Source organism: Streptomyces sp. NBC_01520 (assembly GCF_045040375.1).
Taxonomy (GTDB): domain Bacteria; phylum Actinomycetota; class Actinomycetes; order Streptomycetales; family Streptomycetaceae; genus Streptomyces.
On sequence record NZ_CP109404.1, the window covers coordinates 6,734,623 to 6,755,685 of the forward strand.

Here is a 21,063-nt window from a genome sequence, read left to right on the forward strand (position 1 = left end):
CGGGAACGGACGACGACCGCGTCCGCCGCCCGTCCAGGACGCCGACACCATCGACTTTCCTCCACGAAAAGGCGGCAAGACCGGTCGGATTCGAACCGACGTCCTCCAGCTCGATGCTAGGGCGCGACGACCTCTGCGCTACAGCCTTGCCGTGCGTGATCATAGCGCCAGAAGGCCGAAAGTCGCACGCCAGTACGACTGTTGCGCGATGACCCGTTGTGCGGACCCCCGGGGCGGGGCGAGATAGCTTTCGAACGTGTTCAATAATAGGGGGGGCGGTCGTACCGTGCGACCGCTTCCCCTGCCCCCGGCGAGAGGTCCGCACCGATGAGCCGCCCCCGCACCTGGCGGATCGTCGCCCTCACGTACGTCGCCGTCATGATCACCACCGGGCTGGTCACGGGCGCCCACGGCCCCTCACCGGCGGACCCGCTGGTCTTCTGGCTGTCGCAGCCCGGACTGAACGTGCTGTACGTCTTCGTTCTCATGCCGCCGGCCGCGATGTTCGGTGACCTCGGCGGAGGAGGGGGCGAGGCGGGCGCGCTGGGCACAGCTCTCGCGAGCGGCCTCGGGGCGGCCGTGAACGTGCTGCTCCTGTGGGGCGTGCTCCGCTTCCTCCGCATGATCGCCGCCGACCTGCCCGCATGCCGGAAGCGCCGCAACCCCGGCCGGTGACGGATGGGGTTGCGGCGCTCCGGTGTACGTGACCCGGGCGTACGGGGGTCAGCGCAGCTGCTCGTACGCCGGCAGCGTCAGGAAGTCCGCGTAGTCCTGGTCGAGCGAGACCTGGAGCAGCAGGTCGTGGGCCTGCTGCCACTTGCCCGCCTCGAAGGTCTCGTCGCCGAGCTCCGTGCGGATCGCGGTCAGTTCCTCGGCCGCGATGCTGCGGGCCAGGTCCGCGGTGGCGTGTTCGCCGTTCTCGAAGACCACGTCCGCGTTGATCCACTGCCAGATCTGCGAGCGCGAGATCTCCGCGGTGGCCGCGTCCTCCATCAGGTTGAAGATGGCGACCGCGCCCATGCCCCGCAGCCATGCCTCGATGTAGCGGATGCCGACCGCGACGGCGTTGCGCAGGCCGTCGTACGTGGGCTTCGCGTCCAGGGAGTCGATGGCGATCAGGTCGCCGGCCGCGACCGAGACGTCCTCGCGCAGCCGTTCCTTCTGGTTCGGCTTCTCGCCGAGGACCGCGTCGAACGAGGCCATGGCGATCGGGACGAGGTCCGGGTGGGCCACCCAGGAGCCGTCGAAGCCGTCGTTCGCCTCGCGGTCCTTGTCGGCCTTGACCTTCTCGAAGGCGACCTTGTTGACCTCGGCGTCGCGCCGCGAGGGGATGAAGGCGGCCATGCCGCCGATGGCGTGCGCCCCGCGCTTGTGGCAGGTGCGGACCAGGAGTTCGGTGTACGCCCGCATGAACGGGGCGGTCATCGTGACCAGGTTGCGGTCCGGCAGCACGAACTTCGGGCCGCCGTCACGGAAGTTCTTGACGATGGAGAAGAGGTAGTCCCAACGGCCCGCGTTCAGCCCGGAGGCGTGGTCGCGCAGCTCGTAGAGGATCTCCTCCATCTCGTACGCAGCGGTGATCGTCTCGATCAGAACGGTCGCGCGGACCGTTCCCTGCGGGATGCCGACGTAGTCCTGGGCGAAGACGAAGATGTCGTTCCAGAGGCGGGCCTCCAGGTGCGACTCCGTCTTCGGGAGATAGAAGTACGGGCCCTTGCCGAGATCGATCAGCCGCTGCGCGTTGTGGAAGAAGTAGAGGCCGAAGTCGACCAGCGCGCCGGGCACCGGGGTGCCGTCCAGCTGGAGGTGCCGCTCGTCCAGGTGCCAGCCGCGCGGGCGGGTGACCACGGTCGCGAGCTCGTCGGCGGGCTTGAGGGCGTACGACTTGCCGGACTTCGGGTCGGTGAAGTCGATGTTCCGGGTGTACGCGTCGATCAGGTTGAGCTGGCCGGTGATCACGTTCTCCCACGTGGGGGCGGACGCGTCCTCGAAGTCGGCGAGCCAGACCTTGGCGCCCGAGTTCAGGGCGTTGATGGTCATCTTGCGGTCGGTCGGACCGGTGATCTCCACCCGGCGGTCGTTCAGCGCGGCCGGGGCCGGTGCGACCTTCCAGGAGTCGTCCGCGCGGATCGCCGCCGTTTCCGGCAGGAAGTCCAGCGTGGAGGTGCGCGCGATCTCGGCGCGGCGCTCGCCCCGGCGGGCGAGCAGCTCGTCGCGCCGCGGCGTGAACCGGCGGTGCAGCTCGGCCACGAACGCGAGGGCCGCATCGGTCAGGACCTCGTCCTGCCTCGGCAGGGACTCGGCGTCGACGACGGCCAGCGGGGACGGCGCTGGTGCGGACATGAGCTGTCACTCCTTCAGCGGGGCGGTGCGGACGGTGTGGCCACGGTCGCCGGGTCGCCCGGTGCGGCACGGGGTGCCAGGGCTCCGAGTTACGGCCGTGGGTGCCGTCCGGGGGCAGAAGCGGTACTGCGAGCTTCTGATCAGTGGATATTAGTTTCCTCATGGTGGAAGTTCAATGGTTTGTTGATGTCGAGATTCTCCGGGTCGACAGAGGTCCGGTCACGGTGGCGCACCGTGCCAGGGTGCGTACCGTCCGTTCACTCCAGTCGTGTGAGGTCCTCCGGCCTGTCGATGTCGAACGCCTGAGCCACATCGGAACACTCGACGAGCGTGATCGCATCGTGGTGCGTGCGCAGGTACTCCCGGGCGCCCCGGTCGCCGATCGCGCCCGCGGCGATGTCCGCCCACCGGTCGGCCCCGAACAGCACCGGATGGCCCCGCCGCCCGTCGTACGCCGCCGCCGCGAGGGTCCTGCGGGTGCGGTAGGCCGACCGCACCCGCGCCACCGCCTCCGCGCCGATCCCCGGCTGGTCGACCAGGGCTACGAGTGCCGCGTCCACGTCCGAGCCGACCAGGACTCCGAGCCCCGCCCGGAGCGAGGAGCCCATGCCCTCCTCCCACCAGGGGTTGACGGTCACCACGCACCCCGAGATGTCCGCCCGTGCCCGTACCTCCTCGGCCGCGGCGCCCAGCACCACATGGACGGGGCCGCACCCGCCGTTGCGCAGCGCCCGCACCGCGTGCTCGACCAGCGGGCGGTCTCGGTGTTCCAGCAGAGCCTTCGGCCGGCCACCGAGCCGACGGCCGCCACCTGCGGCGAGCAGCAGTCCGGCGACCACGGGGGCGGGTTGTGTGTGAGCCATGAGCCCTGGATACCACCGCCCCGTTCGCACGGGCGAAAAGGATGTCACTCCCACGGGTACTCTTTTGTGTCCGCGCGGTGGCGCGCGCCGCCTTTCATGGCGTTAACTTGCGGACATCCCCGGGCACTTGACCGCCACCCGGGACCGATGAACAGGCCGGCACGCGGTGGTGCGAGGGGGAGTGCTTTGTTGCGAAGTGTGGGGCAGAAGCGGTTGCGCAGTGATGAGGACTTGAGGGTGACGGAGCTGCGTACGGCGGTCTCCCGGCTCCGCCGGGAGCTGGCCGGCCACCCCTCCGAGTTCCCGGACCGGGGCATCGCCGAGGAAGAGCTGGCGGCGCTGGACGCCATGGCGGTCAGCGGCACGCCCGAGATTCCCCGGCTCCGCCGTTCGCTGCTGCTGGTCGCGGGGGCGATCGGCTCGGTCAGCGCACTGGCGCCCGGCCTGCGGGACGTACGGATCGCCGTGGACCTCTTCGGGGAGCCGCCGCGCCACCCGTGAGGCCGTGAGGTTCAGCGGCGGATCAGCCGGCGTGCGGTCGCCGCCGCGACCGCCGAGGTGCGTGAGTCGACGCCCAGCTTGGCGTAGATGTGCACCAGATGGGACTTCACCGTCGCCTGGCTCAGGAACAGCCGCTTGCTGATCTGCTGGTTCGACAGGCCCTCGCCGACCAGCTGGAGGACCTCCAGCTCGCGTCTGGTGAGGGCCTGGGCGGGGGTGCGCATCCGGTCCATCAACCGGTGTGCGACCGCCGGTGCCAGAGCCGAGCGGCCGGCCGCCGCCGTGCGCACCGCCGCGGCCAGCTCCTCCGGGGGAGCGTCCTTGAGCAGATAGCCACCCGCCCCCGCCTCGACGGCCGCCAGGATGTCCGCGTCCGACTCGTACGTGGTGAGGATCAGCACCCGAGGCGCGTCCGCCGCCGCCGTGATCGCGGCGGTGGCCTCCGTGCCGTGCATCCCCGGGCCGAACTGCAGGTCCATCAGGACGACGTCGAAGGCGCCGGTCGCGGCGAGGGCGACGGCCCGCTCGGCGGTGGCCGCCTCGGCGACGACCTCGAAGTCCTGTTCGGTGTCGAGGACGGCGCGCAGGCCCGCCCGGACCACCGGGTGGTCATCGGCGAGCAGCAGCCTGATCGGGCCGGTCATGCGGCGGTGTCCTCTCCGTCGGAAAGCGGCAGGGCGACCGGAAGCGGCAGGGTGAGCGCCAGCGCCGTGCCCTGGTGCGGCGCCGACTCCACGCTCAGCGTGCCGCCCAGCGAGCGGGCCCGGGAGCGCATCGCGGGCAGGCCGAACCCCCCGCTCCCCGAGCTCCGCCGCATCCCGTGCGCGGCCTCCGGGTCGAAGCCGCACCCGTCGTCCACGACGTCCAGGGACACCGACGTCTCCATGAAGCTGAGGGTGATCTCCGCCCGCCGCGCCCCCGAGTGCCGCACCGTGTTGGCAAGCGCCGACTGCGCGGTACGGAGCAACGCCACCTCGTACGGCGTCGGCAGCTCCACCGGCGTACCGCTGACCGCGAACTGCACGGTGAGATCAGGCGTCGAGGTGCGCGACGACAGCCGGGACAGGGCCGCCGCCAGCGACCCGTGCTCCAGATCCGGTGGACTGAGCGCCCGGACGAAGCGGCGGGCCTCGGCCAGATTGTCCTGGGCGGCCTCACGGGCCCTGCGCACATGGGCGGTGGCCGGCGCGTCCTCCGGGAGCGTGTGCTCGGCGGCCCGCAGCAGGAGCTGGATGCTGGACAGACCCTGGGCGAGGGTGTCGTGGATCTCGCGGGCCAGCCGCTCCCGCTCGGCCAGCGTGCCGGCGGCTCGTTCCGCCTCGGCGAGCTCGGCCCGGGTGGAGACCAGCTCGTCGATGAGCTCGCGGCGCCGCTCGCTCTCCCGGAACAGCGCGTCGTACCCGAGTACGGTCGCGACGGCCACCGCCGCACCAAGCAGCGGACCGATGAACGTACCCGGACTGATCTCCTGGCCGTGCAGCACGAAGCTGGTGATGGCGGCGCCCGCGGTGACCACCACGGCGGGCAGCCCCCAGCGCGTCGGAAGCAGGTGCAGCTGGAGGAAGTAGAGCGGGAACGCCACCCAGAGGGCGTCGGGCGACAGGGCGAGCAGGGCCAGCCAGACCGCGCCCAGCGCGGCGAGCCAGACGGCGGCGGCACTGGTGTGCGGCTGTACGACGGGGGCCAGCGCGCCCGCCCCGTACAGCGCGGCCATGACCCCCGCCAGGACGACCACCGCGGTGTCGTCCCTCGCGCGGGTCGCGGAGAGCGCGAGCAGCCCCACCAGCAGCGCGTGCAGACAGAACCGCAGCGCGGTGGTGACGGGGGTGTGCGAACGCGAATCCATGGTCGTTCCAGCGTAGAGCCGCGAGGCGCGCGGCCGGTCAACCGAAAGGTTGATGTCTCCCCCGTCCGGCGCGCGATGTCCGCGCGGGTCCCGGGACCGAGCCTGGAGTCATGTTCGTTGCATGGAGAGACCTGAGGTTCGCCAGGGGCCGGTTCGCGCTCATGGGCACGGTCGTGGTGCTGATCACGCTGCTCGTGGGGCTGTTGTCCGGCCTGACGGCCGGACTGGCCAGGGAGAACACCTCGGCCGTCACGGGGCTGGACGCCGACCGCCTCGCGTTCGCGGCCCCGTCGGCCGGCCGGTCGGTGTCGTTCACCGATTCCGTCGTGGAGGAGACCGCCTGGCGCGGCTGGGCCGCCCGGCCCGGGGTCACGGCCGCCGAGCCCCTCGGTATCCGGACGGTGGACGCCGCGACCGGAGACGGGGCCCGTACGGCCGCGGTCTCGGCGTTCGGCGTCCGGCCGGACGGAGGGCTCGCGCCCGGGCCGGTGGCACCGGGCCGGGTGGTGCTCTCCCGGCAGGCAGCCGACGACCTCGGTGCCGGGGCCGGAGACACCGTCCGGCTGGGCGGGACCGAGATGACCGTCGGCTCCGTCCGGGGCGACGCCTCGTACAGCCACACCCCGGTGGTGTGGATCTCGCTCGACGACTGGCAGGGCCTCGGCCGTGACGACGGCACCGGGGAGCGGGCCACCGTGATCGCGCTGACGACGGACGGTGCCGATCTCGCGGCCGGTGACGAGGCGGCGGGCACCCACACCCTGACCCTGGACGACTCCCTCACCGCGATCGGCTCCTACCAGGCCGAGAACGGCTCGCTCCATCTGATGCGGGGCTTCCTCTTCGCCATCTCCGCACTCGTCATCGGCGCCTTCTTCACCGTCTGGACCATCCAGCGCAGCGGCGACGTCGCCGTGCTCAAGGCACTGGGCGCCTCCACCCCGTACCTGCTGCGGGACGCGCTCGGACAGGCCGTCGTGATGCTCGCCGCCGGTACGGGCCTGGGGACCGCGCTGGCCACGGGCATCGGCGCGCTCGTCGGGGGAGGGGCCGGCGCCGTGCCGTTCGTCCTCGACGCGTCGACCGTCCTCGTACCGGCCGGCGTCATGATCGCCCTCGGTGCGCTCGGGGCCGCCCTGTCCATCCGGCGGATCACCGCCGTCGACCCGCTCACCGCACTCGGGAGTGCCCGATGACCCTCACCCTCACCGACGTCACCCTCACCTACCCCGACGGCGACACCCGGCTCACCGCCCTCGACCGCGTCTGTCTGGACGTCCCGGCGGGCACGCTCACCGCGGTCGTCGGCCCGTCCGGTTCCGGCAAGTCCAGCCTGCTCGCGGTCGCGGCCACGCTCGTCACCCCGGACCACGGGCGGGTCGTCGTGGCGGGCACGGACACCGCGGGACTCGGCCGCGCGGAGAAGGCGGTCCTGCGCCGGGATCGCATCGGCATCGTCTTCCAGCAGCCGAACCTGCTGCCTTCACTGACCGCCGCGGAGCAGGTGCAGGTGATGGCACATCTGTCCGGCCGGCCGGTACGGGCCGTGCGGGTCCGGGCACTGGAACTCCTGGACGCGGTCGGCCTGGCCGACAAGGCGGACCGCAGGCCGCACCAGTTGTCGGGCGGCCAGCGTCAGCGGATCAACATCGCGCGGGCCCTCATGAACGAGCCCGCTGTGCTGCTCGTCGACGAACCGACCAGCGCGCTCGACCACGAGCGGGGCGCCGCGGTCCTGGACCTGCTGGCGGGGCTGACCCGCGAACGGTCGACGGCCACGGTCCTGGTCACCCACGACCGGGCGCATCTGGACCGGGTGGACGCGACGGTGACGATGGAGGACGGCCGGCTGACCGCACCGGCCCTCTCGGCCTGACCCGAAGGGCCGGCCCCTCATAGGGTCCGAGAGGGCCGGCCCGTGGTCCGAGAGGGGTCAGCCCGGTGAGCCACCGCTGCTGGCCAGCGCCTCGGAGAGCTCCTTCGCGGTCTGCTGCAGGATCGGGACGATCCGCTCCGTCGCCGCCTCCGTCACCCGCCCCGCCGGACCGGAGATGGAAATGGCCGCAGAGGTGGGGGAGTTGGGCACCGACACGGCGAGGCAGCGCACCCCGATCTCCTGCTCGTTGTCGTCCACCGCGTAGCCCGCCCTGCGTACCTGCTCCAGCGCGTCCAGGAAGCCGTCCGGGGTGGTGATCGTCTTCTCGGTGGCCGCGGGCATGCCCGTACGGGCCAGCAGCGCCCGGACCTCGTCCGCCGGAGTGTTGGCGAGGAGGGCCTTGCCCACACCCGTGGAGTGCGGCAGCACCCGGCGGCCCACCTCGGTGAACATCCGCATCGAGTGCTTCGACGGCACCTGGGCGACGTACACGATCTCGTCCCCGTCCAGCAGCGCCATGTTCGCCGTCTCGCCGGTCTCCTCGACCAGACGCTGGAGGTACGGCCGAGCCCAGGTCCCCAGCAGCCGGGACGCCGACTCACCGAGCCGGATCAGGCGCGGGCCCAGGGCGTAACGCCGGTTGGGCTGCTGGCGCACGTATCCGCACACCACCAGAGTGCGCATCAGCCGGTGGATGGTCGGCAGCGGCAGTCCGCTGCTCGCGGAGAGCTCGCTGAGCCCGACCTCGCCCCCGGCATCCGCCATACGCTCCAGCAGATCGAAGGCGCGTTCGAGGGACTGCACCCCGCCGCTGGAACCGGCGGGCTTGGAGTCGGAAGTGCTGGCGTGGGACGGCGGCACGTCAACGGTCCTTTCGAGGCAGGGGCAAGGCAGCAGCCTACCGGGCTGTTCCCGATCGGCCCACTGCTCCCGGTGCGGCGTCCTTGCCGGTCAGGACCCGTTCTGTCCCGTTGCCGGCGGCCGGGCCGCAGGCTCGGTGGTGCCGCTCCTGGCCCAGTCTACGTTCCGTATGTCGAAATTGAACTTTTGCTTCGCGGAAATCTCTGCCGTGGGGTGCGAGTGGTCCCCGGGGCGTCCCGGGAGGAAGGTGGGGTCTTGACGGGCCGTGTCCCCGAGTGAAGACTCCTTCAACAGTTCGTTGAATTCTGAGGGAGGAGCACGGGTGCCCGGTGCGGATGCGAAAGCGGAAAGGGAGGCGGACGTGAGGCTGGTGCTGCGCTCCACACGCGTCGTGACCCCGGAGGGGACCCGAGCCGCGACGGTCGCCGTGGCCGGCGGGGTGATCGAGGCCGTTCTCCCGTACGACGCCGAGGTGCCCGCGGACGCCCGCCCGGAGGACCTCGGCGACGACGTGCTGCTGCCCGGCCTCGTCGACACGCACGTCCATGTGAACGACCCCGGCCGCACCGAGTGGGAGGGTTTCTGGACCGCCACCCGGGCCGCCGCCGCGGGCGGCATCACGACGCTCCTCGACATGCCGCTCAACTCGCTCCCGCCGACCACCACCGTCGAACACCTGCGCACCAAGCAGCGGGTGGCCGCGTCCGGGGCCCACATCGACACCGGTTTCTGGGGCGGTGCGATCCCGTCCAACACGAAGGACCTCCGTCCGCTGTACGAGGCCGGGGTGTTCGGCTTCAAGTGCTTCCTCTCGCCCTCCGGCGTCGAGGAGTTCCCCGAGCTGGACCAGGAGCAACTGGCCCGCTCCATGGCCGAGATCGCCGGCTTCGGCGGACTCCTCATCGTGCACGCCGAGGACCCCCGCCACCTGGAGTCCGCCCCGCAGCGCGGCGGACCCGCGTACGCCGACTTCCTGGCCTCCCGGCCGCGCGACGCCGAGAACACCGCGATCGAAGGGCTCATCGCCCACGCGCGACGGCTGAACGCCCGCGTCCACGTCCTGCACCTCTCCTCCGCCGACGCCCTGCCGCTGATCGCGGAGGCCAGACGCGAGGGCGTACAGGTCACCGTCGAGTCCTGCCCGCACTTCCTCACCCTCACCGCCGAGGAAGTCCCCGACGGCGCCACGGAGTTCAAGTGCTGCCCGCCCATCCGGGAGGCGGCCAACCAGGACGCGCTCTGGGCCGGGCTGGCCGACGGCACGATCGACTGCATCGTCTCCGACCACTCGCCCTGCACCACCGACCTGAAGACCCCGGACTTCGCCTCCGCCTGGGGCGGCATCTCCTCCCTGCAACTCGGCCTGCCCGCCATCTGGACCGAGGCACGCCGACGCGGCCACACCCTCGACGACATCGCCCGCTGGATGTCCGCCGCCCCCGCCGCACTCGCCGGACTCACCCGCAAGGGCGCCGTCGAGGCCGGACGCGACGCCGACTTCGCGGTCCTCGACCCCGACGCGACCTTCACCGTCGATCCGGCCGAGCTCTTCCACCGCAACCAGGTGACCGCCTACGCGGGCCGGACGCTGCACGGCGTCGTCAGGTCCACCTGGCTGCGCGGACAGCGGATCGCGGCCGACGGTGTGCTCACCGGACCCACCGGCCGCCTCCTCGAAAGGAACCACTGACCCATGACGCCGACACGGCACTTCACCGGCGACGCGAGCCCGTACGGGGGCGGCGACCCGTACGCCGACCACCGCACCGCCGACTTCCCGTTCACCTCGCTCGTCGACCTTGCCGACCGGCGGCTCGGCGCGGGTGTCATCGCCGCCAACGACGAGTTCTTCGCCGAACGCGAGAACCTGCTGAAGCCGGAGCCCGCCGCGTTCGACCCGGAGCGCTTCGGCCACAAGGGCAAGATCATGGACGGCTGGGAGACCCGCCGCCGACGCGGTACGGGAGCCTCCGAACCCCACCCCACCGACGAGGACCACGACTGGGCCCTCGTACGCCTGGGCGCACCCGGAGTCATCCGCGGCCTGGTCGTCGACACCGCCCACTTCCGCGGCAACTACCCGCAGTCCGTGTCCGTCGAGGCGACCTCCCTGCCCGGATCGCCGTCCCCCGAGGACCTTCTCGCGCCCGCCGTGAAGTGGACGACCCTCGTGCCCCGCACGGCCGTCGGCGGCCACGCGGCCAACGGCTTCGTGGTCGACGCCGAGCAGCGCTTCACCCACCTCCGGGTCAACCAGCACCCGGACGGCGGCATAGCCCGGCTGCGGGTGTACGGCGAGGTGGCCCCCGACCCGGCATGGCTCACCGCGCTGGGTACGTTCGACCTCGTGGCCCTGGAGAACGGCGGGCAGGTCGAGGACGCGTCCGACCGCTTCTACTCCCCGGCCACGAACACCATCGCGCCCGGCCGCTCGCACAAGATGGACGACGGCTGGGAGACCCGCCGCCGACGGGACAAGGGCAACGACTGGATCCGCTACCGGCTGGCCGCACAGTCGGAGATCCGGGCGGTCGAGATCGACACCGCCTACCTCAAGGGCAACGCGGCCGGTTGGGCGACGCTGTCGGTGAGCGACGGGGAGGGCGAGGAGTGGACCGAGATCCTGCCCCGCACCCGGCTGCAGCCCGACACCAACCACCGCTTCGTCCTGCCGGAGCCCGTGCGGGGCACGCGCGTCCGGATGGACATCTTCCCGGACGGCGGGATCTCACGGCTGCGGCTCTTCGGCTCTCCGACCGAGGACGGCGCGGCACGACTGGCGGCCCGTCACCAGGAGCTCGGCGGATAACGACCCCCGGGGCGGGCGCGTCCGGCGGCACACGGGTGTGCCGGGCGTGTCCGCCCTGTGGGCATATGGGAACCTGGTCGCTGCCCGATACGGAGTGCACCACCCCCGACCAGGAGCTGCCATGATCTTCATCGCCGTCAAGTTCACCGTCCGCACCGCCGAGCGCGACAACTGGCTCCCGGCCGTGGACGCGTTCACCCTGGCCACCCGTCAGGAACCGGGCAACCTCTTCTTCGAGTGGTCGTACAGCGTCGAGAACCCCGACCAGTTCGTCCTGCTCGAAGGCTTCGCCTCGCAGGACGCGGGCGTGGCGCACGTGAACTCCGACCACTTCAAGGCGGCGATCGAGACCATGTCCGAGCTCGTCGCCGAGGTCCCGGAGATCATCAACGTCGACGTACCGGGCGACGACTGGTCCCGGATGGCGGAGGTCACCCCGCGCAACCGGTAGAGCCGGGACCGCACGGGGTGGCCGGGCGCCGCCCCGCCGCCGGTCAGAACTCCTCGTGCGTCCCGGGGTCGCCGCCGAAGCGGTGCGACGGCCGGGATCCGATCCGCTCCAGCTCCTCCGGCGTCAGCTCGAACCCGAACAGGTCCAGGTTCTCCCGCTGGCGTCCGGGATCGGCGGACTTCGGGATCGGCACCGCGCCCAGCTGGGTGTGCCACCGCAGCACCACCTGGCCCGGGGTTACCCCGTGCGCCTCGGCGGCGGCCGTCACCGCCGGGTCCTCCAGCACCTGGCGCCCGCGGGCCAGCGGGCTCCAGCTCTCCGTGCGGATGCCCCTGGCGGCGTGCACCGCACGCAACTCCGCCTGGGGGAGCAGCGGGTGCATCTCGATCTGGTTCACGGCGGGCACCACACCCGTCTCCTGCTCCAGCCGGTCCAGATGGGCCGGCGTGAAGTTGGAGACGCCGACGGAACGTACGAGTCCGTCCGCGCGGAGCTTGAGCATCGCCTTCCAGGTGTCCACGTACTTGCCCACCCGCGGCAGCGGCCAGTGGATGAGGTAGAGGTCGACGTACTCCAGCCCCAGATTGCGCCGGGACTCCTCGAACGAGGCCAGCGTCTCCTCGTACCCCTGATGCCGGCCGGGCACCTTGGTGGTGACGAAGAGGTCCTCGCGCGGGACGCCGCCGCGGGCGATGCCGCGCCCCGTGCCGGTCTCGTTGCGGTAGTTCAGCGCGGTGTCCACGAGCCGGTAGCCCAGACCCAGCGCCCCGGCGACGGCCTGTTCGGCCGCCTCGTCGTCGAGGGGCCAGGTGCCGAGGCCCACCGCGGGGAGGGTGCCGCCGTCGTTGAGCGCGTGTACCGGGGGCGGGGTCTGGCTCATGGTGTGCCTCTCGTGTCCGTATCGTCCCTGCCAGCGTAGGCCGGGCGCCGGAACGGGGCAGCGTGGCGTGCCCTACGCGGCGTGGCCGCCGTCCACCACCACCTCCGTACCGGTGATGAAGGCCGCCTCCGCGCTCGCCAAGTAGGCCACCAGGGAGGCCACTTCGTCCGTCGTGCCGAACCGGTCCAGTGCGGTGGCCGAGCGCTGGCCGGCCGCGAACGGGCCGTCCGCCGGGTTGAGGTCGGTGTCGACGGGGCCGGGCTGGATCAGATTCACCGTGATGCCGCGCGGCCCGAGCTCCCGGGCGAGCGGCTTGGTGAGACCGGCCAGGGCGGACTTGCTCATCGCGTACAGGGTGCCGCCGGGGCCGCCCGCGTACCTGCTCAGCGCCGTGCCCACCGAGATGATGCGGCCCCCGTCGGCCAGCCGGCCGGCCGCGGCCCGGCAGGCCAGGAACACCGCGCGTACGTTCACGGCGAGCACCCGGTCCACATCGGCCGGAGCGAGGTCCGTGATGGGGCCCAGGACGCCGATGCCCGCGTTGTTGACGAGGATGTCGAGCCGTCCCAGCGTGTCCGCCGCCTCGTGCACGGCCGCCGCGGCGGCCTCCGGGTCGGCCGCGTCGGACCGCAGGGCGACGGCGCGGCGGCCGTAGCCCTCGATCCGGCGGACCACCGCTTCGGCGGCCTCCTTGTCCCGGACGTAGGTGAAGGCGACATCGGCGCCGTCGCGGGCGAGCCGGAGGGCGGCGGCCGCACCGATGCCGCGGCTCCCGCCGGTCACGAGCGCGGTCCTGTTGCCGCTGGTGGTGCTGTTGTCACTGGTCATGGCGTGTTCCTGTCCGTCCGGAGGCCGCCGGGCCGGTGTGGCGGCGGCAAGGACAAGGAAAGTCCTCCGGGCCCGCCGGCACCGGCGGGAAACGGACACCGAAGGCGGCCCGCCACCGGGCGCGCCGACGAATTCCGTCCGAAAGTGGGGTCTGTACAGGTGGGGGTACACGGACTGCCGGCACCCGCCGGCAGGGATGCGAAGGAGCGGGACCATGGCGAAGCTGACCCTCACCACGTTCGTGACCCTCGACGGCGTCATGCAGGCTCCCGGCGGCCCCGAGGAGGACCCTTCGGGGGGCTTCGAGTGCGGGGGCTGGGTGGTGCCCTTCGCGGACGAGGGCATGATGGCGTACGCGAACGAGACCTTCGACCGGGCGGGCGCCTTCCTCCTCGGACGGCGTACGTACGACATCTTCTCGGCCTACTGGCCCAGGGTGACCGACCCCGAGGACCGGATCGCCGCCCGGCTCAACACACTGCCCAAACACGTCGTCTCCACGACGCTGAAGGACCCCGGGTGGGAGAACACCACGGTGGTGTCCGGTGACGTGGCGGCCGAGGTCGCCCGGCTGAAGGAGCGGACGGAGGAGGGCGAGCTGCAGATCCACGGCAGCGGCGCGCTCGCCCGGTCGCTGATGCCGTACGACGTCATCGACGAGTACCACCTGCTGGTCTACCCCGTCTTCCTGGGCCGCGGCCGGCGGCTCTTCCCGGACGGTGGCCTGCCGACGGCCTTCGAGCTGACCGACGCGCGGACCACGGCGAGCGGTATCGCCATCCAGACCTACCGGCCCGCCGGACACGCACGTTTCGGGACGTTCGCGGGGGACGCGTGAGCGCCGGGGCCACAGGTGAGTACGCGTGAGCGCGGCAGGCGGCCCTGACGGACGTTCGAGCCGCGAGCAGCAGTTCGTCAGGGCGCCGCGGGCAGCAGCGCCTCAGCCGTCGTGGCGGCCCGCAGCCGGCCCAGGATCGCCCGCGACGCCTTGGTGTAACCCGGGTTGTTGTTGTGCAGGACGGACTCGGCGTTGGCCAGCTCCATGAACGCGATGAGTTCGAAGGCCAGTTGGGAGACGTCCGTGTCCTGAGCGAGCTCCCCGCGCACCCGGGCCCCCTCGATCGTCTCCTCCACGAACGTCACCCAGCCGGTCTGCGTGGACGCCAGCGCGTCATGCACCTTGCCCGCCCGTGAGTCGAACTCCGCGATGGTCGCGTAGAAGAAGCAGCCGCCGCGGAACACCCTCTGCCGCGAGTACGAGAGCCAGCTCTCACACATCCGCCAGACACGGCCGAGCCCCGGCTCCACGGCCCTCGTCGGGGTCAGCACATGCTCGACGAAGACGCTCACGGCGGCGCGTACGGTGGCGAGCTGCAGCTCCTCCTTGGAGCCGAAGAGTGCGAAGACGCCGCTCTTGCTCAGCTTCAGCTCCGTGGCGAGCCGGCCGAGCGACAGGCCCTCCAGCCCCTCCGTCGAGGCGACCTGGACCGCGCGCCCCAGGACCAGCTGCCTGGTCTGGTTCCCCCGCTCGACCCGTCCGTCCGGCCGCGCTCCACCCATGTGCCAACTCCGTGTGTCCGAGCGTCCAAGACCGATATTCTAGGAGAAACCGTCACTGCCGCGAGACCGCTTCCGCACGGGACAACCCCTGGGAGCGGACGGCCGGACCGCCCCTCGGACAGAGGTTCCCGCAGGGGGTTTCCGTTCGGTACGGTGACCGCTCCCCGTGTGAGCCGGCGAGGTCTCCACATCGTTTCCTGTGGAGAACCAGGAGAACCACGTGTCCTCTGTCGCGCTGCCCGCTCTCGCGCCGACCCGCCGCGCGTGGGTCACCGATCTGCCCGTCCTGCTCGTCGCCGCCGTCTGGGGCGCCAGCTATCTCGCGGCCAAGGGCATCACCACCACGCACACCGTGATCGCCGTCCTCGTGCTGCGCTTCGCGATCGTGCTGCCCGTCCTGGCCGTGGCCGGGTGGCGCAGGCTGCGGTCGCTGAGCGGGGCGCAGTGGCGGGGCGCGGGACTGCTGGGGCTCGTGCTCAGCGGGATCTTCCTGCTGGAGACGTACGGCGTCGTCCACACCTCGGCGACCAACGCCGGGCTCATCATCAGCCTCACGATGATCTTCACCCCGCTCGCCGAGGCCGCCGTGACCCGGATCCGGCCGCCCCGCGCCTTCCTCGCCGCCGCCGGGCTCTCCGTCGCCGGTGTGGTGCTGCTGACCCAGGGCGGCGGCTTCACCAGCCCTTCGGCGGGCGACCTGCTGATGCTGCTCGCCGCCCTCGCCCGCACCGTCCACGTCCTGGCCATGGCACGCATGAAATCGGTCAGGGAGGCGGACTCGCTGTCCCTGACCACCGTGCAGCTCGGCAGCGCGGTGGCGGTCTTCGCCGTGCTCGCCACGGTCCCCGGAACTGGCCCGGCGCCCTGGACGGCCGCGGCGGGCTTCGGCGCTGCCGAGTGGGCGGGGCTGATCTTCCTCTCCGTCCTCTGCACGCTGTTCGCCTTCTTCGTGCAGATGTGGTCCGTGCGCCGCACCTCGCCGTCCCGGGTGAGCCTGCTGCTCGGTACGGAACCCCTCTGGGCCGCCGCCGTCGGCATCGCCGTCGGGGGAGAGCGCCTCGGTGTCCTCGGGGCGCTGGGCGCGGTCCTCGTCCTGGCGGGCACCGCGTGGGGGCGCCGCAGCGTGGAGGTCAGGTCCTGATCGCGTCCGCCGAGATCATCTCCGCGGCGCCGGTCACGGCCGGCACGATGTTGACGAAGAGTCCGTAGTCGTCCAGGAAGCCGAGTTCCACCACCGAGGCCCACAGCCGGAACGACCCCGTCCACTCGTACAGCAGTCCGGCGGCACCCTGGGCGAACACGATGAATCCGACCGTCTCCACGAACTTCTTCATCTCCCGAGCCTGTCGGGCACCGCCCCGGGCCCGCGTCGGCCGACGGTCTGCGGGGCTCCGCCGAAAGTCTCGGACCTCGTGACTTCGGTCCACCCCTCCGACGGCCGCGTCGAGCGACAGCACGGTGCCACGGGTGAACGGGGTTCTCTCCAGGGGGCGTTGTCCTGCGGAACGCATCGAGGGGCGCCTTCCTGGGCCGGGACGGGCGAGAAGAGTACGGGACGCGCCCGCGTGACCGGACCGCACCTGCCCGCCCCGGACCGTCCCGACCCGCCCGCGTACCCGGACTCCGGGGCAGGACAACCCTGTTGTTCTACGCTGGATGGACCCGACCGAGAGGGGGCGGACCCATGTCCGTGGTCGATCTGCGTGAGGTGCCGGACTTCACCGCGAATCCGTATCCCTACTACGCGAAACTGCGCGCCGAAGGCCCCGTACACACCATCCGTACCGACGGGCTCGACCACCGGATCTGGCTGATCGTCGGTTACGAGGAGGCCCGCGCGGCGCTCGCGGACCAGCGGTTCGGCAAGAACTGGCGGCTGTCCGACAGCTGGGCGGTGTCGAGCAACCCGATCAACGCCAACATGCTGGAGATGGACGGACCGGAGCACGCCCGGCTGCGCAAGCTCGTCTCCCGTGAGTTCACCCCCCGGCGTATCGAGGCGCTGCGCCCGCGCGTCGAGCAGATCACCGGTGAACTCCTCGACGCGATGGTGCCCGCCGGGAGCGCCGATCTTGTCGACGCCCTCGCCTTCCCGCTGCCGATGACCGTGATCTGCGAGCTGATCGGCGTACCCGACCTGGACCGGGACAGGTTCCGGCAGCTCTCCAACGCCATCGTCGCTCCTGTCTCGCGCGAGACGGAGAGCGAGGCGGTCCACGCCATGGGCGCCTACCTCGACGAACTCATCGAGGACAAGCGCTGTGCGCCGGGCGAGGACCTGATGAGCGCCCTGATCCAGGCGCGCGACGAGGCCGGCGACCGGCTGTCGTCCGAGGAACTGGTCGGCATGGCCTTCCTGCTCCTGGTGGCGGGTCACGAGACGACCGTGAACCTGATATCCAACGGCGTACGCGCGCTCCTCGACCACCCGGAACAGCTCGCACTGCTCCGGGTCGAACCTGAGCTGATCGCCGGGGCGGTCGAGGAGATGCTCCGGTACGACGGCCCGATCGAGAACGCCACCTTCCGCTTCACCCGGGAAGCGGTGCGGGTCGGCTCCCACATCATTCCGGCCGGCGAACCGGTCCTCGTCGCCCTGGCCTCGGCGGACCGCGACCCCGGCCGCTATCCGGACCCGGACACCTTCGACATCCGGCGCGAGGCGCAGGGGCATCTTGCGTTCGGGCACGGCATGCACTACTGCCTGGGCGCGCCGCTGGCCCGTATGGAGGGACGGATCGCGGTGCGGGCGCTGCTGGACCGCTGCCCCGGACTCGTGCGGGACCCGGACGGCGGGCAGCCGGACTGGCTGCCCGGGATGCTGATCCGGGGGGTCCGCACCTTGCCTGTGCGCTGGTGAGGCGGGGGACCGCCACCGCTGTCCGGTCGCCGAACCCTCGGGCGCGTACTCCCCGTTCGCGGGGGAGGGGAGCCGGAGCACCTGCCGGACGCGGGGTCTGATGCCTGCTGGACGCGGGGCCTGACGCCTGCCGGACGCGGGGCCTGACGCCTGCCGGACGCCGGGCCGGACGCCCGCCGGACGCCGGACCGGACACCTCAGCACGTCGACACGTCCGCACAGCCGAACCGAAGGGAACCGCGTTGACCACCGAAGCGACCGTCGACCTCGCCGCACTCGGAGACGACTTCACCCGCGACCCGTACCCCGTCTACGCGGAACTCCGGGCCCGCGGGCCGGTGCACCGGGTCCGGATCCCGGAGGGTACCGACGCCTGGCTCGTCGTCGGATACGACGCGGGGCGCGCGCTCCTCGCCGACCAGCGCCTGGCCAAGGACTGGCAGCGGGCGTCGCCCTCGCTCGGGGTGAGCAAGGTGTCGGCGGGCAAGTCGATGCTCGGCTCGGACGCCCCCGACCACACCCGGCTGCGGAAGCTTGTGAGCCGGGAGTTCACCCTGCGGCGGATGGAGCAGCTCGCCCCGCGCATCCAGGAGATGACGGACGAACTGCTCGACACCCTGCTCGCCGGGCCCGGCCGGGAAGCCGACCTGGTCGAGGCCCTGTCGTTCCCGCTCCCGATGGCCGTCATCTGCGAACTGCTGGGTGTGCCCACCCTGGACCGGCAGGCCTTCCGCGCCTGGTCCAACACCGCCGTGTCCTCCGTCGACCCCGAGGCGCGCACCCGGGCCACGGCTGCCATGGGCGGATATCTGAAGGAGCTCCTGGAGGAGAAGCGCACCGCCCCCGGAAGCGACCTCATGAGCGCGCTGATCCACACGGCCGACGACGACGGCGACCGGCTCGGCCCCGACGAACTCATCGGCATGGCCTGGCTGCTGCTCGTCGCGGGGCACGAGACCACCGTCAATCTCGTCACCAACGGTGTCCTGAACCTGCTGACCCACCCCGCCCAGCTCGCCGCGCTGCGCGCCGACCCGGGCCTGATCGACAACGCGGTGGAGGAGACACTCCGCTACGAGGGGCCGATCGAGACCCCGACGTACCGCTTCACCACCGAACCGCTCGACATCGCGGGCACGTTGATCCCCGGGGGCGGCGAGCTCGTGCTGATCGCCATGGCCGACTGCAACCGCGACCCCGCCCGCTTCCCGGACGCCGAGCGCTTCGACATCACCCGGGACGCCCGTGGGCACGTCGCCTTCGGCCACGGCATCCACTACTGCCTGGGCGCCCCACTGGCCCGCATCGAGGCCCGGATCGCCATCGGGTCGCTGCTGGAACGCTGCCCGGGGCTGCGGCTCGACGCCGATCCGGCCGGCCTTCCCTGGCGTACGGGCATGTTGATACGGGGGCCTCAGCAGCTGCCGGTCGCCTGGTAGCGCAGGTCAGACGCCAGGGATCTCCGACATCCGCACGGGCCGGCGCTCCGCGCGCGAGAGCTCGCAGGCCTCGGCGATCCGCAGCGCGTGCAGCGCCTCCCGGCCGTCGCACGGGTTGGCCGCCTCGCCGCGAACGACACCGACGAAGGCGTCCAGCTCCGCCTCGTACGCGGGGGCGAACCGCTCCAGGAACCCGGGCCACGGCTTGGCCGGCGCGGGCGGACCCTGGGGTTCCGCCGAGGTCAGCGGCGTACGGTCGTCGAGCCCGACCGCGATCTGGTCCCGCTCGCCCGCCAGCTCCATGCGTACGTCGTAGCCCGCCCCGTTGCACCGGGTGGCCGTGGCGGTGGCGAGCGTGCCGTCGTCCAGGGTCAGCAGGGCGGCGGCCGTGTCCACGTCGCCCGCGGCGCGGAAGACCGGGGGGCCGGCGTCCGACCCGGTGGCGTACACCTCCGTCACCTCACGGCCCGTCACCCAGCGCAGGATGTCGAAGTCGTGCACCAGGCAGTCCCTGAACAGGCCGCCGGAGAGCGGGAGATAGGCCGCGGGCGGGGGAGCGGGGTCGGACGTCACCGCCCGTACGGTGTGCAGCCGGCCCAGGGAGCCGCTACGCACGGCGGCGTGCGCCGCGGCGTACCCGGCGTCGAACCGGCGCATGAATCCGAGCTGGAGCACGCTGCCCGCGCGCTCGACCTCGCGCAGTGCGCCCAGCGTCCCCGGCAGGTCCAGGGCGATCGGCTTCTCGCAGAACGCCGGCAGACCCGCCCGCGCCGCCCGGCCGATGAGCTCCGCGTGCGCCGAGGTGGCCGAGGCGATGACGACCGCGTCCACCCCGGAGGCGAGGACCTCGGCCGCCGACGCGGCGGTGGTGGCACCGGTCCGCTCCGCGACCCGCGCGGCACGTGCCGCGTCGGGATCCGTCACCACCAGGGCGCCGACCTCGGGATGGCGTGCCAGGACGCCCGCGTGGAAGGAACCGATCCGGCCGGTGCCGATGAGTCCGATGCGCATGGACTCAACGTGCCGCCCACCGGCTGCGCTGTCAACTGTATGTCCTGACAATTCGGCGGGTGCCGGAGTGAGGTGACGGGGTACGCTCCGTGCCGTGCCCAAACCCACCGCCGACTCCGCCGCCCTGGGGCTGGGTGTGGACCGCAACAGTCCCGTCCCGCTCTACTACCAGCTGGCCCGGCAGCTGGAGACGGCCATCGAGCAGGGCCTCCTCGCACCCGGCAGTCTCCTGGGCAACGAGCTGGAGCTCGCCGCGCGGCTCGGGCTGTCCCGGCCCACCGTCCGGCAGGCCATCCAGTCACTCGTCGACAAGGGCCTGATGGTGCGCCGCCGGGGGGTCGGCACCCAGGTCGTGCACAGCCGCATCAAGCGGCCGCTCGAACTGAGCAGTCTCTACGACGATTTGGAGGCGGCCGGCCGACGCCCCACGACCCGCGTCCTGCGCAACACGGTCGAGCCCGCGACGGCCGACATCGCCGCCGCACTCGGGGTCGCGGAGGGCAGCGACGTCCACCTCGTCGAACGGCTGCGCTACGCCTACGACGAGCCCATGGCCCTCCTCCGCAACCACCTGCCCCCGCAACTGCTCGATCTCGGCACCGAGCGGCTGGAGTCGACCGGGCTGTACCGGATGATGCGCTCCTCCGGCATCACCCTGCACAGCGCCCGCCAGTCCGTGGGCGCGCGGGCCGCCACCGCCGAGGAGGGGGAACTGCTCGCCGAGCCCGCAGGCGCCCCGCTGCTGACGATGGAGCGGACCACCTTCGACGACGGCGGCCGGGCGGTCGAATTCGGCTCCCACGTCTACCGGGCCTCGCGGTACGCCTTCGAGTTCCAGCTGCTGGTACGCCCCTGAGGGACCCGCCCGGTACGGTCCCGAGGGCCCGACCCCGTACGGTCCCCGCGTAAGAATGTACGGACCATGTGTTGACGGG

Annotated in this window: 22 protein-coding genes and 1 tRNA gene; 12 read left to right on the forward strand and 11 right to left on the reverse strand. The window is 72.0% G+C overall.

Annotated features, from left to right (window positions below; translation table 11 throughout):
- Positions 1-75: 75 nt before the first annotated feature.
- Positions 76-148 (reverse strand) — tRNA-Arg (locus OG524_RS30360).
- Positions 149-327: 179 nt separating this feature from the next.
- On the opposite strand from OG524_RS30360, the gene OG524_RS30365 reads away from it, so the two are divergent.
- Positions 328-675: a hypothetical protein gene (locus OG524_RS30365; protein ID WP_405387515.1), complete on the forward strand. Its 348-nt coding sequence runs from the start codon at positions 328-330 to the stop codon at positions 673-675.
- 48 nt (positions 676-723) lie between these two features.
- Here OG524_RS30365 and aceB read toward each other — a convergent pair whose 3' ends face one another.
- Both aceB and OG524_RS30375 read right to left on the reverse strand, forming a co-directional pair.
- Positions 724-2,343, reverse strand: a complete 1,620-nt coding sequence (gene aceB / locus OG524_RS30370) for a malate synthase A (RefSeq protein WP_405387514.1) — start codon at positions 2,341-2,343, stop codon at positions 724-726.
- 257 nt (positions 2,344-2,600) lie between these two features.
- A complete protein-coding gene (locus tag OG524_RS30375) occupies positions 2,601-3,206 on the reverse strand; it encodes an NTP transferase domain-containing protein (RefSeq protein WP_405387513.1) in 606 nt (201 codons plus the stop codon).
- A gap of 186 nt (positions 3,207-3,392) precedes the next feature.
- On the opposite strand from OG524_RS30375, the gene OG524_RS30380 reads away from it, so the two are divergent.
- The gene (locus OG524_RS30380) at positions 3,393-3,707 is read left to right on the forward strand and encodes a DUF5955 family protein (RefSeq protein WP_405387512.1); all 315 of its coding nucleotides are present in this window, start codon (positions 3,393-3,395) and stop codon (positions 3,705-3,707) included.
- A gap of 11 nt (positions 3,708-3,718) precedes the next feature.
- On the opposite strand, the gene OG524_RS30385 is transcribed toward OG524_RS30380, so the two are convergent.
- Together OG524_RS30385 and OG524_RS30390 are read right to left on the reverse strand one after the other, a co-directional pair.
- A complete protein-coding gene (locus OG524_RS30385) occupies positions 3,719-4,351 on the reverse strand; it encodes a response regulator (protein WP_405812040.1) in 633 nt (210 codons plus the stop codon).
- Positions 4,348-5,553 (reverse strand): sensor histidine kinase, encoded by a 1,206-nt coding sequence (locus tag OG524_RS30390; protein WP_405812041.1) that lies wholly within the window; start codon positions 5,551-5,553, stop codon positions 4,348-4,350. Before OG524_RS30390 ends, OG524_RS30385 begins: the two co-directional genes overlap by 4 nt.
- A gap of 110 nt (positions 5,554-5,663) precedes the next feature.
- Here OG524_RS30390 and OG524_RS30395 point away from each other — a divergent pair, with 110 nt between their 5' ends.
- Both OG524_RS30395 and OG524_RS30400 read left to right on the forward strand, forming a co-directional pair.
- Positions 5,664-6,749, forward strand: coding sequence for an ABC transporter permease (locus OG524_RS30395; protein ID WP_405812042.1), 1,086 nt, complete (start codon positions 5,664-5,666; stop codon positions 6,747-6,749).
- Positions 6,746-7,429, forward strand: coding sequence for an ABC transporter ATP-binding protein (locus OG524_RS30400; protein WP_405387508.1), 684 nt, complete (start codon positions 6,746-6,748; stop codon positions 7,427-7,429). Before OG524_RS30395 ends, OG524_RS30400 begins: the two co-directional genes overlap by 4 nt.
- Before the next feature lie 57 nt (positions 7,430-7,486).
- On the opposite strand, the gene OG524_RS30405 is transcribed toward OG524_RS30400, so the two are convergent.
- A complete protein-coding gene (locus OG524_RS30405) occupies positions 7,487-8,290 on the reverse strand; it encodes an IclR family transcriptional regulator (protein ID WP_405387507.1) in 804 nt (267 codons plus the stop codon).
- A 322-nt stretch (positions 8,291-8,612) separates the two neighbouring features.
- Here OG524_RS30405 and allB point away from each other — a divergent pair, with 322 nt between their 5' ends.
- From allB to OG524_RS30420, 3 genes are all read left to right on the forward strand, one after another.
- Positions 8,613-9,980 carry an allantoinase AllB gene (allB, locus tag OG524_RS30410; protein ID WP_405812043.1) on the forward strand — a complete coding sequence of 456 codons (1,368 nt, stop codon included), beginning with the start codon at positions 8,613-8,615 and terminating at the stop codon, positions 9,978-9,980.
- 3 nt (positions 9,981-9,983) lie between these two features.
- A complete protein-coding gene (alc, locus tag OG524_RS30415; protein WP_405387505.1) occupies positions 9,984-11,099 on the forward strand; it encodes an allantoicase in 1,116 nt (371 codons plus the stop codon).
- A gap of 121 nt (positions 11,100-11,220) precedes the next feature.
- Positions 11,221-11,550: a putative quinol monooxygenase gene (locus tag OG524_RS30420; protein ID WP_405387504.1), complete on the forward strand. Its 330-nt coding sequence runs from the start codon at positions 11,221-11,223 to the stop codon at positions 11,548-11,550.
- Between the two features lie 43 nt (positions 11,551-11,593).
- Here OG524_RS30420 and OG524_RS30425 read toward each other — a convergent pair whose 3' ends face one another.
- A complete protein-coding gene (locus OG524_RS30425) occupies positions 11,594-12,430 on the reverse strand; it encodes an aldo/keto reductase (RefSeq protein WP_405812044.1) in 837 nt (278 codons plus the stop codon).
- Positions 12,431-12,502: 72 nt separating this feature from the next.
- Positions 12,503-13,258 (reverse strand): SDR family NAD(P)-dependent oxidoreductase, encoded by a 756-nt coding sequence (locus OG524_RS30430; protein WP_405812045.1) that lies wholly within the window; start codon positions 13,256-13,258, stop codon positions 12,503-12,505.
- 214 nt (positions 13,259-13,472) lie between these two features.
- On the opposite strand from OG524_RS30430, the gene OG524_RS30435 reads away from it, so the two are divergent.
- On the forward strand, positions 13,473-14,096 hold the full coding sequence (locus OG524_RS30435) for a dihydrofolate reductase family protein (RefSeq protein WP_405387501.1): 624 nt from the start codon (positions 13,473-13,475) through the stop codon (positions 14,094-14,096).
- A gap of 77 nt (positions 14,097-14,173) precedes the next feature.
- On the opposite strand, the gene OG524_RS30440 is transcribed toward OG524_RS30435, so the two are convergent.
- On the reverse strand, positions 14,174-14,818 hold the full coding sequence (locus tag OG524_RS30440; RefSeq protein WP_405387500.1) for a TetR/AcrR family transcriptional regulator: 645 nt from the start codon (positions 14,816-14,818) through the stop codon (positions 14,174-14,176).
- Between the two features lie 220 nt (positions 14,819-15,038).
- Here OG524_RS30440 and OG524_RS30445 point away from each other — a divergent pair, with 220 nt between their 5' ends.
- Positions 15,039-15,959 carry a DMT family transporter gene (locus tag OG524_RS30445; protein WP_405812046.1) on the forward strand — a complete coding sequence of 307 codons (921 nt, stop codon included), beginning with the start codon at positions 15,039-15,041 and terminating at the stop codon, positions 15,957-15,959.
- On the opposite strand, the gene OG524_RS30450 is transcribed toward OG524_RS30445, so the two are convergent.
- Positions 15,949-16,152, reverse strand: a complete 204-nt coding sequence (locus OG524_RS30450) for a hypothetical protein (RefSeq protein ID WP_405387498.1) — start codon at positions 16,150-16,152, stop codon at positions 15,949-15,951. The genes OG524_RS30445 and OG524_RS30450 overlap by 11 nt on opposite strands.
- 350 nt (positions 16,153-16,502) lie before the next feature.
- Between OG524_RS30450 and OG524_RS30455 the strand changes: the two genes are divergently transcribed.
- Together OG524_RS30455 and OG524_RS30460 are read left to right on the forward strand one after the other, a co-directional pair.
- Positions 16,503-17,678, forward strand: coding sequence for a cytochrome P450 (locus OG524_RS30455; RefSeq protein ID WP_405812047.1), 1,176 nt, complete (start codon positions 16,503-16,505; stop codon positions 17,676-17,678).
- A gap of 242 nt (positions 17,679-17,920) precedes the next feature.
- Positions 17,921-19,117: a cytochrome P450 gene (locus OG524_RS30460; RefSeq protein WP_405387496.1), complete on the forward strand. Its 1,197-nt coding sequence runs from the start codon at positions 17,921-17,923 to the stop codon at positions 19,115-19,117.
- A gap of 6 nt (positions 19,118-19,123) precedes the next feature.
- Here the strand turns inward: OG524_RS30460 and OG524_RS30465 are convergent, their stop codons facing one another.
- Positions 19,124-20,128: a Gfo/Idh/MocA family oxidoreductase gene (locus tag OG524_RS30465; RefSeq protein ID WP_405387495.1), complete on the reverse strand. Its 1,005-nt coding sequence runs from the start codon at positions 20,126-20,128 to the stop codon at positions 19,124-19,126.
- Positions 20,129-20,264: 136 nt separating this feature from the next.
- Between OG524_RS30465 and OG524_RS30470 the strand changes: the two genes are divergently transcribed.
- Entirely contained in the window at positions 20,265-20,984 is a 720-nt protein-coding gene (locus tag OG524_RS30470) for a GntR family transcriptional regulator (protein WP_405812519.1), read from the forward strand.
- The last annotated feature ends 79 nt before the right edge of the window (positions 20,985-21,063 follow it).